12 protein-coding genes and 1 pseudogene are annotated in these 13346 nt (G+C 71.8%); 11 read left to right on the plus strand and 2 right to left on the minus strand.

The window, feature by feature from the left end; genetic code table 11:
- Nucleotides 1–86 precede the first annotated feature (86 nt).
- The 3 genes and pseudogenes from AMK10_RS08090 to AMK10_RS08100 all read left to right on the plus strand — a co-directional run bounded on the left by AMK10_RS08090 (nucleotide 87) and on the right by AMK10_RS08100 (nucleotide 3138).
- Nucleotides 87–1280, plus strand: coding sequence for a sensor histidine kinase (locus AMK10_RS08090; protein WP_073746434.1), 1194 nt, complete (start codon nucleotides 87–89; stop codon nucleotides 1278–1280).
- Nucleotides 1277–1953 (plus strand): annotated as a pseudogene (locus AMK10_RS08095) (response regulator transcription factor). Before AMK10_RS08090 ends, AMK10_RS08095 begins: the two are co-directional and overlap by 4 nt.
- A 102-nt stretch (nucleotides 1954–2055) precedes the next feature.
- Nucleotides 2056–3138, plus strand: coding sequence for a tyrosine-protein phosphatase (locus tag AMK10_RS08100; RefSeq protein WP_073746437.1), 1083 nt, complete (start codon nucleotides 2056–2058; stop codon nucleotides 3136–3138).
- Between the two features lie 20 nt (nucleotides 3139–3158).
- Here the strand turns inward: AMK10_RS08100 and AMK10_RS08105 are convergent, their stop codons facing one another.
- The gene (locus AMK10_RS08105; protein WP_198959657.1) at nucleotides 3159–4190 is read right to left on the minus strand and encodes a MarR family transcriptional regulator; all 1032 of its coding nucleotides are present in this window, start codon (nucleotides 4188–4190) and stop codon (nucleotides 3159–3161) included.
- A 550-nt stretch (nucleotides 4191–4740) separates the two neighbouring features.
- On the opposite strand from AMK10_RS08105, the gene AMK10_RS08110 reads away from it, so the two are divergent.
- Nucleotides 4741–5205, plus strand: a complete 465-nt coding sequence (locus AMK10_RS08110; RefSeq protein ID WP_073746441.1) for a hypothetical protein — start codon at nucleotides 4741–4743, stop codon at nucleotides 5203–5205.
- 75 nt (nucleotides 5206–5280) lie between these two features.
- Here AMK10_RS08110 and AMK10_RS08115 read toward each other — a convergent pair whose 3' ends face one another.
- Nucleotides 5281–7488: a HelD family protein gene (locus AMK10_RS08115; RefSeq protein WP_073746443.1), complete on the minus strand. Its 2208-nt coding sequence runs from the start codon at nucleotides 7486–7488 to the stop codon at nucleotides 5281–5283.
- Nucleotides 7489–7747: 259 nt separating this feature from the next.
- Between AMK10_RS08115 and AMK10_RS08120 the strand changes: the two genes are divergently transcribed.
- The 7 genes from AMK10_RS08120 (at nucleotide 7748) to AMK10_RS08150 (ending at nucleotide 13344) form a co-directional block, all read left to right on the plus strand.
- Nucleotides 7748–8674, plus strand: a complete 927-nt coding sequence (locus AMK10_RS08120; protein ID WP_073746445.1) for an ABC transporter ATP-binding protein — start codon at nucleotides 7748–7750, stop codon at nucleotides 8672–8674.
- Nucleotides 8671–9483 carry an ABC transporter permease gene (locus AMK10_RS08125; protein ID WP_073746447.1) on the plus strand — a complete coding sequence of 271 codons (813 nt, stop codon included), beginning with the start codon at nucleotides 8671–8673 and terminating at the stop codon, nucleotides 9481–9483. The genes AMK10_RS08120 and AMK10_RS08125 overlap by 4 nt, the downstream gene beginning before the upstream one ends.
- A 46-nt stretch (nucleotides 9484–9529) precedes the next feature.
- Entirely contained in the window at nucleotides 9530–10741 is a 1212-nt protein-coding gene (locus AMK10_RS08130; RefSeq protein ID WP_073746449.1) for a sensor histidine kinase, read from the plus strand.
- Nucleotides 10738–11343: a response regulator transcription factor gene (locus AMK10_RS08135; RefSeq protein WP_073746451.1), complete on the plus strand. Its 606-nt coding sequence runs from the start codon at nucleotides 10738–10740 to the stop codon at nucleotides 11341–11343. Before AMK10_RS08130 ends, AMK10_RS08135 begins: the two co-directional genes overlap by 4 nt.
- Nucleotides 11344–11505: 162 nt before the next feature.
- The gene (locus AMK10_RS08140) at nucleotides 11506–11901 is read left to right on the plus strand and encodes a YciI family protein (RefSeq protein ID WP_073746453.1); all 396 of its coding nucleotides are present in this window, start codon (nucleotides 11506–11508) and stop codon (nucleotides 11899–11901) included.
- A gap of 305 nt (nucleotides 11902–12206) precedes the next feature.
- A complete protein-coding gene (locus AMK10_RS08145) occupies nucleotides 12207–12767 on the plus strand; it encodes a SigE family RNA polymerase sigma factor (protein ID WP_073746455.1) in 561 nt (186 codons plus the stop codon).
- A complete protein-coding gene (locus AMK10_RS08150; protein WP_073746457.1) occupies nucleotides 12760–13344 on the plus strand; it encodes a hypothetical protein in 585 nt (194 codons plus the stop codon). The genes AMK10_RS08145 and AMK10_RS08150 overlap by 8 nt, the downstream gene beginning before the upstream one ends.
- Nucleotides 13345–13346: the final 2 nt, after the last annotated feature.

Genomic DNA, 13346 nt, shown 5'->3' on the forward strand with positions numbered 1-13346 from the left:
GCCACGGGTCGCGGAGCCGCGTGCGACGGCTCCGCGGCCCGGTTCTGTCACGATGACCGCATACGTCCTGACCTCGGAGAGCCGTGATGAGCACCACCTGGCAGCGCCGGGCCATGAGCCGCCCCCGCACCACCGAGGTCATCACGCTCACGCTGCTGTTCGCCGTCGCCGTGTGCGGCGGTCTCCTCAGCCACTGGACCATGCCAGGTCCTCGCCTCCTGTGGCCCGCCGTCCTGCTGTCGGCGCTCGCCTGCGCGGCACTGACCCGGCGTCACAGCCACCCCCTGCCCGTCTTGGCGGTGACCACGCTGTGCGCCGTCGCCGAGGGCGCGGTGGGGTACCTCATGACGCCCCTGCTGTTCAGCCCGTTGCTGGCCGCGCAGTACACCACCAGCCTGCGGACCAACCGTGTGACGGCCTGGAGCTGCGCGGTCGTGGCCGCGGCGGTGACGGTGGTTCCCGGCGCCTGGCACACCGAACTCCACAGCGGCTGGGTGATCGGCGTCGTCAACCCGGCGGCCTGGGTCCTGCTGTCGGCGGCCCTCGGAAGTTACGTACGCATCCGCCGCGAGTACGCCGCCTCACGCATCGAGCACGCCGCCCGTGAACGCGAGGAGGAGGCCAGGCACCGTGTCGTCCAGGAACGCATGCGGATCGCCCGTGAGCTCCACGACGTCGTCGCCCACCACCTCGCCCTGGCCAACGCCCAGGCGGGAACCGCCGCCCACCTCGCACGGACCGCCCCCGACCAGGCGTACGAGATCCTCGGCAAGCTGTCGGAGACCACCGCCGGCGCCCTGCGCGAGCTCAAGGCCACCGTCGGCCTGTTGCGCCAGGACTCCGACGCCGACGACGGCCTGGCCCCCGCACCCGGTCTGGAGCAGCTGCCCGACCTGGTCGCCGCCTGCGCCGCGGCCGGACTGGACGTCACCGTCACCGTGGAGGGGGAGCCGCGCCCGCTCACGCCGGGGCTGGGCCTGACGGCGTACCGGATCGTCCAGGAAGCCCTGACCAACGTCACCAAGCACGCGGTCACCCGCACCGCGTCGGTCGTGCTGTCCTACACCCCGCGCTCCCTGGCCGTCACGGTCACCAACGACACGGCTTCCACCGTCCCCGCGGACAGACCGGCACCCGGCCGGGGCTTCGGGCTCCTCGGCATGAGCGAGCGCGCGCTCGCCGCCGGGGGGACCTTCCACGCCGGGGCCCGCGCGGACGGCGGATTCGAGGTCAGCTGCACCCTGCCCCTGGACAGCCACGACGAAAGCGCCGCCCCATGACCATCCGTGTCCTGCTCGCCGACGACCAGGCCCTTCTCCGGGCCACCTTCCGCATCCTCATCGAGTCGGACCCCGGCATGACCGTCGTCGCCGAGGCCGCCGACGGGCAGGAGGCCATCGACCTCTCCCGCGAACACCGGCCCGACGTGGTCCTCATGGACATCCGCATGCCCGGCACCGACGGCCTGGCCGCCACCACGGACATCTGCTCCCGGCCCGAACTGGCGGCCACCCGCGTCCTGATCCTCACCACCTTCGAGAACGACCAGAACGTCGCCGAGGCCCTGCGCGCCGGAGCCAGCGGCTTCCTCGGCAAGGACGTCGGGCCGGACGTCCTCCTGACCGGCATCCGCACCGTGGCCGCGGGTGAATCCCTGCTCTCCCCCACGGCCACCCGGGCCCTGATCACCCGCTTCCTGTCCACGCCCGACGAGAAGCCGCTCACCCCGCCCGAGGGCCTCACCGCCCTCACCGACCGCGAACGGGAGGTCATGGCCCTGGCCGCGCACGGCAGGTCCAACACCGAGATCGCCGAAGAGCTCGTGGTCAGCCCCCTGACCGTCCGCAGCCACGTCCAGCGCGCCATGACGAAACTCCACTGCCGCGACCGCGCCAGCTCGTCGTCATCGCGTACCAGAGCGGCCTGGTCGCGCCCCGCCCGTACGACCGCTGACCCGGCCGTCCACGAGCTGCGGGGCAGGGTGTTCGGCCCGGGTTCCCGCTGTGTTCACCAGCCATTACGACGGGAATCGTCCAGCCCCCAGAAGATCCATGCATGACGCACATAACTCGTGTTAAGGCCTCCTCCTGCGCCCTGGCCGCCGCGCTCCTCGTCGGAATCGCCGCACCCGCCGTATCGGCACACGGCGCCCCCGCATCCACGGCCCGCGACTCCCACGCGCGCATTCCGTTCACCCAGGCGAAGGTCACCGCGCAGGACGACGGCTCGTACACGGTGGAGTGGAAGGCTCCCGGCACGCACCGCGTCGCCGTCAAGGCCGGTGGCCGCACCGTGGCCTCCGGTGGGGCGACGGGCAAGGTCACGGTGCGGGGGCTGGCCGCCGCCGACCGCCAGTGGTTCGACCTGGTGCCCGAGCGGGGCGGCTCCCTGCACCTCGCCGACCGGCTGATCAAGCTGGAGGGGACCGTCAACTTCCGTGACGCGGGCGGCTATCGCACCGCCGACGGCCACTGGGTGAAGATGGGCGAGATCTACCGCTCCGACGCGCTCGACAAGCTCACCGCCGCCGACCTGGCGAAGCTGAAGCGGCTGTCCGTCCGCACGGTCTTCGACCTGCGCATGGAGTCCGAGCGCACGGCCGCGCCCGACCGCGTCCCGGCCGGTGCCACGCACGTCGTCGCCGACGTCCTGGCGGGTTCGCCCACCTTCACCGCGATGCCGACGACCCCCGAGGAGGGCGTCGCGATGATGGTCGAGGGCGAGAAGTTCATGGTCAGCGGCGACTCCGCCAAGGCCGCCTACCGCACGGTCTTCGCCGGGGCCACCGACGACTCCTCGCGCGCCGTCGTCTTCCACTGCACGGCGGGCAAGGACCGTACGGGCTGGGCGAACGCCGCTCTGCTCACGGCGCTCGGCGTGCCGCGCTCCACGGTCATGGAGGACTACCTCGCCTCCAACGACTACCGTGCCGAGGCCAACGCGGCCGCGCTCGCCTCGATGCCCGCCGCGCAGGCCGCGGTGTACAAGCCGCTGCTGGACGTGCGCGCCGAGTACCTCAACTCCGGCTTCCAGGAGGTCTCGGAGAAGTTCGGCTCGTTCGGCGCGTACGAGAAGAAGGCGCTCGGCCTGGACGCCAAGGACATCCGCGACCTGAAGCGGGATCTCCTGGTGGGCTGACCTGCGGAACCGCTCGCGGATCAGGGGGACTTGAGCAGGTCACGCAGCCCCGCCGCGAGCGTCCGCACCTCCTGCTCGCTGGGCCGGCCGACGGGGAGCCCGGGCGCGACGGCGTCGCCCTGGGCGGGCGGCCGGCACGAGCGGCAGAGGCCGTCGACGAGGGCTTCCGCGCGGCCGGGCGCCCCGCACCCGGTGCACTCCAGCATCACCCGGTGCACGGGTGCGCCGGGCGCGGGCGGTGCCGGGGCGGTGGGCACATGCGGAGGGATCTTGTCGGTGAGGCGGCGGCGGACGAGCCCGACGGGGGACTCGACCCGGGTGGGCAGCCCGGCGACGAGCGCCTGCGTGAGGTAGTCCGTGTCCACACCGCGCGCGAGCCACGCGGCGGCCTGGGGCTCCAGGACCGCGCAGTCGGCGGCGGACAGCGTCAGCCGGGAGTCGATACGGCCGAGCCGCGCCAGCGCGAGGTAGGCGGGGGAGTGCTCGGCGGGCGTGGGGGTGGTCCGCTGCTGCGGCACGGCGGGCGGCGTCGTGGGCTCGGTGGCGGGGGTGTGAACTGCGGGCGCCGGTACGTCGCTCGTCGGCGCTGCGGGTGCCGGTACAGCCGTCGCCGGTACGGCGGGCTCATCCGCCGGGGCCGTGGGTGCCGCAGCCGGGGCGACCTCCGTGGCGGCCCACCACTCGTTGTCACGGGCGGTGCGCGACCAGAACGTCCGCGAGACCCAGCGGACCTGTCCCAGCTCGCCGACGAGGCACCGTACCCGGCGCAGATGCCCTGCGGTGGCCAGGGCCTTCAGCGCGGAGCCGACGGCCTGCTGGCCGTACAGCGGGAGTTGCTTGGCGAGGCTCTTGACGTCCATCGACGCGCCGTCGGGCAGATGGTCGATGAATCCGGCGATATACCGCTCGCGAGCGGGCAGCAGCGCGAAGTCGTCTGCTCTGCGGGGGAGTTCGCCGGGCATGGAGCGCTTGCCGTAACCGGGCTTGGCCATCGTGTACGGGCGCGAGAGTGCGGGGGTGCTCACGGCGGAGCTAGGGTGCTGGATAGCCACGGGATCGCCTCTGGATCTTGCGGTCAGACCCCGGCCCGGTGCTCCAACACCATGTCGGGGTCGCTTGTTTCTCGCACCGTAGGCACGCGCCACGCTCCGCCGCAAGTTGGTCACGATTAGTCATACTTGCTGGCCGTGACGGGTCAGGGAGGTCGGGGAGGTTTTCCCAACCACCCTTCTTTCCCTACCGGTCAAAGGAATCGCTCGAATCCCGGATCTCGTGTCCCGGCCCTCGAATCCCGAAGCTCGGGCTTCGGTCGGAATACCTCATTCCGGCCCTCGAAAGAGTGAACCGGCGATCCCGGAGCTCGAATCCCGAGATGCGAGCTCCGAGATACGAGCGTCGAGATTCGGGAGTCGAGGGTCGAGGGTCGAGGCCCGAGCTTCGGGAACCGGGCCCCGAACATCGAGCGCCGGGAATGCTCGCACCCGGTCAAAAAGGGACCGAACTCTGACTTTGTCACAGCGGGGCAACCACCCGGCACGCTTCCGCTTTTGGCCCTGATCCCTGGATACGGTTCCCGAAATCACTGGCACATCAGGAGGTTTCATGAGGCTCAAGCGTGTGGGTCGGGCCGGTTCTGTCGGAGCGCTGGTCGCCGCGTCGCTCGGCGCGTCGATCGTCCTCGCCCCGGCGCCGGCATCCGCGGAGAGCGCCTGGGAGTGCTACGGCACCCAGGTCAAGCGCTGCGCCACCGTCTGGTGGGATCGGGCCACCGACACCTACCAGGCGCGGGCGAAGATCACCGACGCCGCCGGTGGCAACAACTACTCGGTCAAGGTCACCAATGTGAAGCTGCAGCGCTTCAATGGCAGCGGCTGGGTGACCGTGAAGTCCAAGCAGGACTACGACGGCTGGTTCGCGACCGAGGACTCGGCGGCCACCGCCAAGGTCGACCCGTGCAAGTGGCCGACGAACAGCTTCGGCGTCGTGGCGACGTTCAGCTACAAGGGCTCGGGCTCCGGCGAGACGACCTGGCGTCCCAACATGGGCTGGGCCCACGCCTGCAACTGATCCGCCGCCCGCGTCCGCCCCGCACCGAGTCGACCGGTGCGGGGCGGACGCGTTCCCCGGGGCCTCACGCACCGCTCAGCGCAGCGTCTCCGGCAGCTCCTCCCGGTGCACGATGCCCAGGCGCTGCGTCGCGCGGGTCAGTGCCACGTACAGATCGCTCGTCCCGAACCGCCCCGGTTCCACGACCAGCACATGGTCGAACTCCAGGCCCTTGGCCTCGCGCGGGCCGAGCAGCACCACGGTGCGGGTCAGGTCCGGTTCGGCGCCCGGGGTGATCCCGTCGAGCGGTGCCGCGATCTCCTCGTGCAGCTCACGCGGCGCGATCACCGCGAGGCGGCCCTCCTCGGGTGTCAGCTCCGCGACGGCCCGCGCCACCGCACCCGCCAGATCCGCGCCGGAGTCGCGCGTCCACGGCTCCTCACCCGTGGAGCGAACCGACCCGGGCGGCTCGAAGGACGGGTCCTCGGCCCGTACGACCCTGGCCGCCAGCTCCATGATCTCGGCGGGCGTACGGTAGTTGACCCCCAGCCGCACATGCTCGAAGCGGTCGCCGACGTACGGTTCGAGGATCTTCTGCCACGAGCCGACGCCCGCCTCCTCCGAGGTCTGCGCCGGGTCACCGACCAGGGTCAGCGAGCGCGTGGGCGACCTGCGCATCAGCAGCCGCCACGCCATCGGCGACAGCTCCTGCGCCTCGTCGACGATGATGTGCCCGAACGCCCAGGTCCGGTCGGCCGCGGCCCGCTCGGCCGCGCTCCGGTGGTCGGCCTCCTCCTGCCGCTCGGCCATCCGCTCGGCGTCGATGATGTCGTGGGCCGCCAGTACCTCGGACTCCTCGTCCTCGAACTCGTACGACTCCGAACCCCGCGACAGCTCCAGGACACCCTGCGCGTAGGCCACCCGCTCCTGCCGCTCGGCCTCGGCGGCGGCCAGCGCGGCACTGTCGTCGGACCCGAGGAGCTCGGCCGCCTCGTCCAGGAGCGGCACATCGGCCGGGGTCCACTCCGCGCCGGGGGCGCGGCGGACGGCCTCGGCGTCCTCGTCGGACAGATACACCGGCTCGGCCAGATAGTCGGCGAGGAAGCCCTCGGGCGTGAGCAGCGGCCACAGCTCCGCCACGGCGGCGTGCACCTCCTCGCTCGCGGCGACGCCCTTGCCGAGCTGGGCGATGTCGTCCGCGCCGAGGAAGTTCGGGCCGCCGTAGGGGTCGGCGCCGATGCGCTCGGTGAGCTGCGCGGTGAGTGCGTCGATCACCTGGAACGCGAAGTACGGACGGGCCAGGTTGTGCGGAAGACGGGTCTCGCGGGCCGCCTGCCGGGCCTCGTAGGCGATCTCCCAGTCCAGGACGAGATCGCCGTCGTCGTGCGGGACGACCATCGGGGCTCCTGGCTCGGGCAGCCCCTGCCGGTCGCGTACGGCGAGGGCCAGTGCCTCGGCCATCCCCGCACCGCCCTTGACGGCCGCCGCGCGGGGGGTGTCGGTGCCCCGGGCGTGGACACCGGGGAACAGCTCGGCCTGGGTGGCGAGCATGACGCCGGTCTCGCCGAGGGCGGGCAGGACCTCACCGATGTAGCGCAGGAAGGCCGGGTTGGGGCCCACCACCAGGACCGCGCGCTTGGCCAGCAGCTCCCGGTGCTCGTACAGCAGGAAGGCCGCCCGGTGCAGCGCGACCGCGGTCTTTCCCGTGCCGGGACCGCCCTCGACGACGAGGACGCCGCGGTGCGGGGCACGGATGATGCGGTCCTGCTCCGCCTGGATGGTCCGCACGATGTCGCCCATGCGACCGGTACGGGCCGAACCGAGCGCGGCGAGCAGCACGGCGTCCCCGCTCGGGTCCTCGAACCCGCTGCGCTCACGGTCCCCCAGATCGAGGATCTCGTCGTGCAGCTCGGTGACCGCCCGGCCCTCGGTGGTGATGTGTCTGCGCCGGCGCAGCCCCATGGGCATATGTCCGGTGGCGAGATAGAACGGCCGCGCGACCGGCGCCCGCCAGTCGATCAGCAGAGGCGTGTGATCGGGGTCGTCCTCACGAATTCCTATACGGCCGATATGGTGCGCGGCGCCGTCGGCCGGATCGATACGGCCGAAACAGAGCGAACCGTCCACCGCATTCAGTGCGGCCAGCAGACCGGACCGCTCGGCGACGAGTACATCGCGTTCATGACGGGCCTGCAAGCCGTTCCCGACCGGGGTCAACGCGTCCTCGACGTGCTGAGCGGCCTCGCCGCGCAGCGCGTCGACACGGTCGTACAGCCGGTCGATGAATTGCTGCTCCTTCTGCAATTCAACGTTTTCGCGAGTTGACAAAACCGCTCCCTGCCGGATATGGTGTTGCTTGTTGGCCCCCAGTGAGGGGCCTTTTTCTATGGGCGCACAGAACCATCCAATATACGCGCCCGAATCACCGGTCCGCAATTACGGCCCGGGAATTCCCCGCTCCGGACGCCGCCCGCCAGGACGCCCCCACCCGTTACAGACGTCATGTACAGCTCGTGACAGACCGCACTGCCCCCGGCCGCCGCCCGCGGGGAGTGTGGAGTACATGGACGCAGTCATCGAAACGGCCGGACTCAAACGCAGCTACCAGGGCTTCGACGCCGTGCGCGGCATCGACTTCACGGTCGCCCGCGGCGAGCTCTTCGCCCTGCTGGGGACCAACGGCGCGGGCAAGACCTCCACGCTGGAGATCCTGGAGGGTCAGGCGACCCCCACCGGCGGGAGCGTCCGGGTCCTCGGCCACGACCCGTTCCGCGAGCGGGCGTCCGTACGGCACCGCATCGGGGTGATGCTCCAGGAGGGCGGCTTCCCGACGGAGCTGACGGTGCTGGAGACCGTACGCATGTGGGCGGGCTGCACGACCGGCGCCCGGCCCGCGGACGAGGCCCTCGCGCTGACGAGCCTGACCGGCCGCCGCGACGTGAGGGTCAAGCAGCTCTCCGGCGGCGAGCGCCGCCGCCTCGATCTGGCGCTGGCCCTGCTCGGGCGGCCGGAGGTGCTCTTCCTCGACGAACCCACGACCGGCCTGGACGCCCAGTCCCGCCGGGACACCTGGGACCTGATCCGCGAACTGAAGCTCCAGGGCACGACCGTGCTGCTCACCACGCACTACCTGGAGGAGGCCGAACAGCTCGCCGACCGGCTGGCGATCATGCACCAGGGGCTGATCGCCACCACAGGAAGGGTGGCGGACGTCGTGGCCGAACGGCCCTCCCGGATCACCTTCGAGCTGCCGGAGGACCGCTTCCTCGGCGAGCTGCCGCCACTCCCGCCGATGGGAGTGACCCGGCACGAGACCGAGGGAAGGACGGTCCGTCTGGAGACCCGGGACCTCCAGCGCACGGCCACCGAACTGCTCGTCTGGGCCCAGCGGACCGGGGTCACGCTGCGCGCCCTGGACGCCCGGTCCGCATCACTGGAAGAGGCCTTCATGGAGATCGCCAAGGGCCTGGACAACGAGGAGACCCGATGACGACCACCGCTCCCGCCCGGCCCCTGACCACCACCGCGCCCCCGAGGACCCGCGCCGTGAACCGGATGGTCGCGCTCGGCCGCGCGGAGCTGACGCTGCTGATGCGCAGCAGGGCCGCGCTGTTCACCGCCCTCCTGGTGCCCGCCGTGACGGCCTTCTCCATGCGGAGCATGGTCAAGAACCTGGACCTGGGCGGCACCGGACTGTCGATCGCCACGGTCCTGCTGCCCGGTTCGCTGGGGCTGGCGCTGATCTTCTCCATCTACTCCAATCTCGTCGGCGTCTATGTCACCCGCCGTGAGAGCCTGGTGCTCAAGCGGCTGCGCTCGGGCGAGCTGCGCGACTGGGAGATCCTCGTGGGCGGGGCGCTCCCGGCCCTGCTGCTGGCACTGGTGCAGAGCGTGCTGCTGATCGGCGGCCTGACGGTCGTCCTGGACGCCCCCGCACCGGCCGCACCGCACCTGGTGGTCCTCGGGCTGCTGACCGGTGGGGCCCTGCTGGTGGCCGCCGGCGCGCTGACGGCCGCGGTCACCCGGACGGCGGAGAGCGCGCAGCTGACGTTCCTGCCGTTCTGGCTGGTGAGCATGGTCGGATCGGGGATGTTCGTACCGCGTCAGGTCTTTCCCGGAGTGGCGGAGGACATCAGCGCCTGGCTGCCGTTCTCACCGGTGATGGACCTCCTCCAGGGCGGCTGGAGCGGCGACCTCGGCGGCATGGACCAGCTCCGCGCGCTGCTCGCCGTCTGCGCGTGGACGGGTGTGGCGGCGCTCGGAGTGCGGCAGTGGTTCCGGTGGAGCCCGCGCAACTGACCGGTGTGGCCTCGGAACGAGAAGGCAGAGGACGTTGGGGACGACGATGAGCATCGAGGACTGGGTGGAGCGGCTGGGCGGCGAGGACGGCCCCGACCGCTACCGCCGGTACGCGCTGGGCAGCGTCGGCTTCCTCGCCTTCTCCGAGGCGTGCATGTGGATCATCTGGCTGCTCCAGGCGAACGCGGGCGCACCCGTGCTGGTGACCGTGGCCGTGTCGGGCGCCGTGCACGCCGCGGGCCAGTTCCTGCTGTGGCGCGCGGCCCTGAGCCACTACCTCGGCATCGGCCCACGCCCCGACGCACTCGTGGCCGGCTACATGGCCGTCACCGTGGGCATGGCCACGTTGGGATGCCTGCTGCTGGCGTACGACCGTATCGACGCCAACGACCTGACGGCGTATCTGCTCTGGCTGCTGATGTTCACCGCCGGACCACCCGTGCTGGCACTGCCGCTCCGCGCGGGATCGGCCCTCATGGCGGCCGTCGTCGCAGGCTCCCTGACCGGGGCTGTCCTGGCCGGGCTGTCGGGTTCGAGCCTGGCCCTCGTCATCGGCGCCACCGTGATCATGGTGCCGTTCATGGCCGTCGCGTCCCGGGCCTCCGGCTGGAGCGTGCGGCTGGTCGAGGAACTGGGCGCCGCGCGCCGGACACAGGCGGCCCTGGCCGTCGCCGAGGAACGCCTGCGCTTCGGTCGCGACCTCCACGACGTGCTGGGCCGCAACCTCGCGGTCGTCGCGCTCAAGGGCGAACTCGCCGCACAACTGGCCAGGCGGGGCAGGCCCGAGGCGGTCGAGCACATGGAGGAGGTGCAGCGCATCGCCCGGGAGTCGCAGCGGGAGATCCGCTCGGTGGTCCGCGGCTACCGCACGGCCGACCTCCACACCGAACTCGTCGGAGCCCGCTCGGTCCTGGACGCCGCGGGCATCGACTGCCGCATCGAGTACGGCCCCGCCGACCGCCTGCCCACCGAGGTCCAGTCGGCCTTCGGCTGGGTGGTCCGTGAAGCGACGACGAACGTACTCCGCCACGCGCAGGGCGCGTCCCGCTCCACGATGTCCCTGCGCGCCGAGGGCCTCACCGCGGCCGTCCTGGTGATGGAGAACGACGGCGCGTCCGACTCGGACCCCGGCACCGGCACCGGTCTGAGCGGGCTGAGGGAACGCCTCGCGGGACTGAACGGCACACTGACCACCGAACGGCACCCCGGCGGGATCTTCCGCCTCACCGCACGCATCCCCTGGGAGGAAGGCGCATGATCACGGTCCTGCTGGCGGACGACGAGCACCTCATCCGGGGCGCCCTCGCCTCGCTCCTCACCCTGGAGGACGACATCACCGTCGTCGCGCAGGCCGGAACGGGCGACGAAGCGCTGGCCATGGCCAGGGCACACCACCCCGACGTCGCCGTCCTCGACCTCCAGATGCCCGGCCTCGACGGCGTGGCCGTCGCCGGCCGGCTGCGCGACACCGTGCCCGGGTGTGCCTCGATGATCGTCACCAGCCACGCCCGCGCCGGCGCCCTGAAGCGCGCGCTGAGCGTCGGGTTGCGCGGCTTCGTGCCCAAGACGGTCTCCGCGCAGCAGCTGGCGGAGATCATCCGCACCGTCCACACCGGCGGGCGCTACGTCGACCAGGAACTCGCGGCCGACGCCATCGCCGCGGGCGAATCCCCCCTGACACCCCGGGAGGCGGAACTCCTGTCGTACGCCCAGGACGGCGCACCCGTCGCGGACATCGCCACCCGGGCCTCGCTGTCCACCGGCACGGTCCGCAACCACCTCTCGTCGGCGGCCATGAAACTCGGCGCGGAGAACCGCCATGTCGCGGCCCGGATCGCCCGCGAACACGGGTGGTTGTGAGTCCGTCCGCCGTCGCACCCGGCAGGATCGGACCGTCCTCACGCCCGTGAGCCCCGCCCGTCTCCTCCGCCCGGAAGGGTGCACCGATGAGTTCCGGGCCGTCCGGCTGTCTATCTGTTCGTAGGTACGAGCAATCCACAGCCGGCCCGGAAGGCGAGAACCATGAAGTACATGATCCAGATGAACGTGCCCGCCGCCCAGTGGGACGCCGTCATGTCGTCGTACTCCCAGACCGACATGGAGGCCATGTTCGCCCACATGAACGCCCTGAACGACGACCTCAACTCCGCCGGTGAATGGGTCGACGGGCAGGGCCTCGGCGGCCCGTCCCTGGCCAAGACGGTGAGGGCCGGAAGCGACGGGCGCCCGCACGTGACCGATGGACCGGCTCGGCCGGACCAGAACGTCCTCGCCGGGTACTGGGTGGTCGACGTCAAGAGCGAGGAAAGGGCGCTGGAGATCGCCGCACGGGCGTCGGCGTGTCCCGGCGCGGGCGGGAAGCCGAGCAACGACCCGGTCGAGGTGCACCCGATCCCGGAGGGCCCGCCGGAGGCCTGACCCGTACACCGGCGCTCGCGATCACCCGGTCACTCCGGCACCTCGCACGGTCGATCACCCGGCCACTCCGGCACCTCGCACGGTCGACGACCCGCGCCGCCCCTCGTCAGGAACCGGCAGCCGACGCGGTCGGATACGCAGCGGCCCGGACATTGTCACAGCAGGGCAACCGCCTCGCACGACCGGATGCGGACACCCCTCGGCCGGATAAGGTCCCCCCGGAATCACCGGTGGAGCAAGGGAGTTGCCGGATTCCTCGGTGGCGCCCCGGCCATGGGGCAGCGCGCGGCGTGAGGGGGAGCGGGATGTCACCACCGGAGGGGCGACGGGGCGGGAAAGGTGCGGACGAGCAGGAGTTCGACGCCTTCTACGCCGCGAGCGTCGGCCGGATCATCGGCCAGCTGTACGCCATGACAGGCGACCTCTCCGAGGCGCAGGACGTGGTGCAGGAGGCATTCGTCCGCGCCTGGGAACGCCGGTCCGAGCTGGACCTGGACGGCGCCCCCGAGGCGTGGGTGCGTACGGTCGCCTGGCGGTTGGCGGTCAGCCGGTGGCGGAAGGTGCGCACCGCGCTCGCCTTCGCCCGCCGGCAGGGCCCACCAGCCGCCGTACCACCGCCGGAACCTCACCACGTGCTGCTGGTCCAGGCGCTGCGGCAGATCCCCGAGGCCCAGCGGCGGGCGGTGGTGCTCCACCACCTGTGCGACCTGACGGTCGAGCAGGTGGCTGTCGAAGCCGACTGCCCCGTCGGTACGGTCAAGGCACACCTCAGCCGGGGCAGGGCGGCGCTGGCACGGCTGCTGGCGGATACCGAGCTGGATCCACGGGCGACGACGCCCCGCCTGTCGGAGGTGCGTCATGGCTGACGAAACCGGGCTGAGGGACCAGCTGGCCGACCTCGCCGAGTCGGGCGGACGCCGTGTGGTGCCGCTCGCCGCGGAGGGTATCCGGGCACGCGGTGAGCAGCGCCTGCACCGCAGGCGGGCCGCACTGGCATCCGGCGGCGCACTGCTGGCCGTGGTGCTGGCGGTGGGCGGAATGTCGCTGCTCCGGGCCCCCGGAGGATCCGAACCGCCCGCCACAGGACCGGCGCCTACCGCGTCGTCGTTCGTACCGCCGACACCAGGTCCGGGCGCCGAGTACGCCACCGAACTGGGCTATGTGTACGGCGCGGCGGCCGAGGGCGACACGGTTCGGGTCACTGTCCGGCAGGTCCGCACCGTGCGGGGCGCCGCGGAACCCACCGACGTGGTGCACACGCTGACCCTGCCGCGAGGGACGCTGGCCGAGGTGCGGGAGCTTGCCGACGGAAAGCCCGGCGACACACAACTGGACGCTCTGGTCGACCGACTGGGCGACCAGCCGCAGTGGGTCTTCGCGATCGACTACGACACCGAGGGCCGGGTGCAGTCGCTGCGGGAGGCTTACTGGCTCTCCGGGTGAGC

Source organism: Streptomyces sp. CB02058, assembly GCF_001905505.1.
Classification (GTDB): domain Bacteria; phylum Actinomycetota; class Actinomycetes; order Streptomycetales; family Streptomycetaceae; genus Streptomyces.

Coding starts and splice junctions, on each gene's coding strand:
- AMK10_RS08090 (WP_073746434.1), top strand. CDS start 87: ATGAGCACCACCTGGCAGCGCCGGGCCATGAGCCGCCCCCGCACCACC.
- AMK10_RS08100 (WP_073746437.1), top strand. CDS start 2,056: ATGACGCACATAACTCGTGTTAAGGCCTCCTCCTGCGCCCTGGCCGCC.
- AMK10_RS08110 (WP_073746441.1), top strand. CDS start 4,741: ATGAGGCTCAAGCGTGTGGGTCGGGCCGGTTCTGTCGGAGCGCTGGTC.
- AMK10_RS08120 (WP_073746445.1), top strand. CDS start 7,748: ATGGACGCAGTCATCGAAACGGCCGGACTCAAACGCAGCTACCAGGGC.
- AMK10_RS08125 (WP_073746447.1), top strand. CDS start 8,671: ATGACGACCACCGCTCCCGCCCGGCCCCTGACCACCACCGCGCCCCCG.
- AMK10_RS08130 (WP_073746449.1), top strand. CDS start 9,530: ATGAGCATCGAGGACTGGGTGGAGCGGCTGGGCGGCGAGGACGGCCCC.
- AMK10_RS08135 (WP_073746451.1), top strand. CDS start 10,738: ATGATCACGGTCCTGCTGGCGGACGACGAGCACCTCATCCGGGGCGCC.
- AMK10_RS08140 (WP_073746453.1), top strand. CDS start 11,506: ATGAAGTACATGATCCAGATGAACGTGCCCGCCGCCCAGTGGGACGCC.
- AMK10_RS08145 (WP_073746455.1), top strand. CDS start 12,207: ATGTCACCACCGGAGGGGCGACGGGGCGGGAAAGGTGCGGACGAGCAG.
- AMK10_RS08150 (WP_073746457.1), top strand. CDS start 12,760: ATGGCTGACGAAACCGGGCTGAGGGACCAGCTGGCCGACCTCGCCGAG.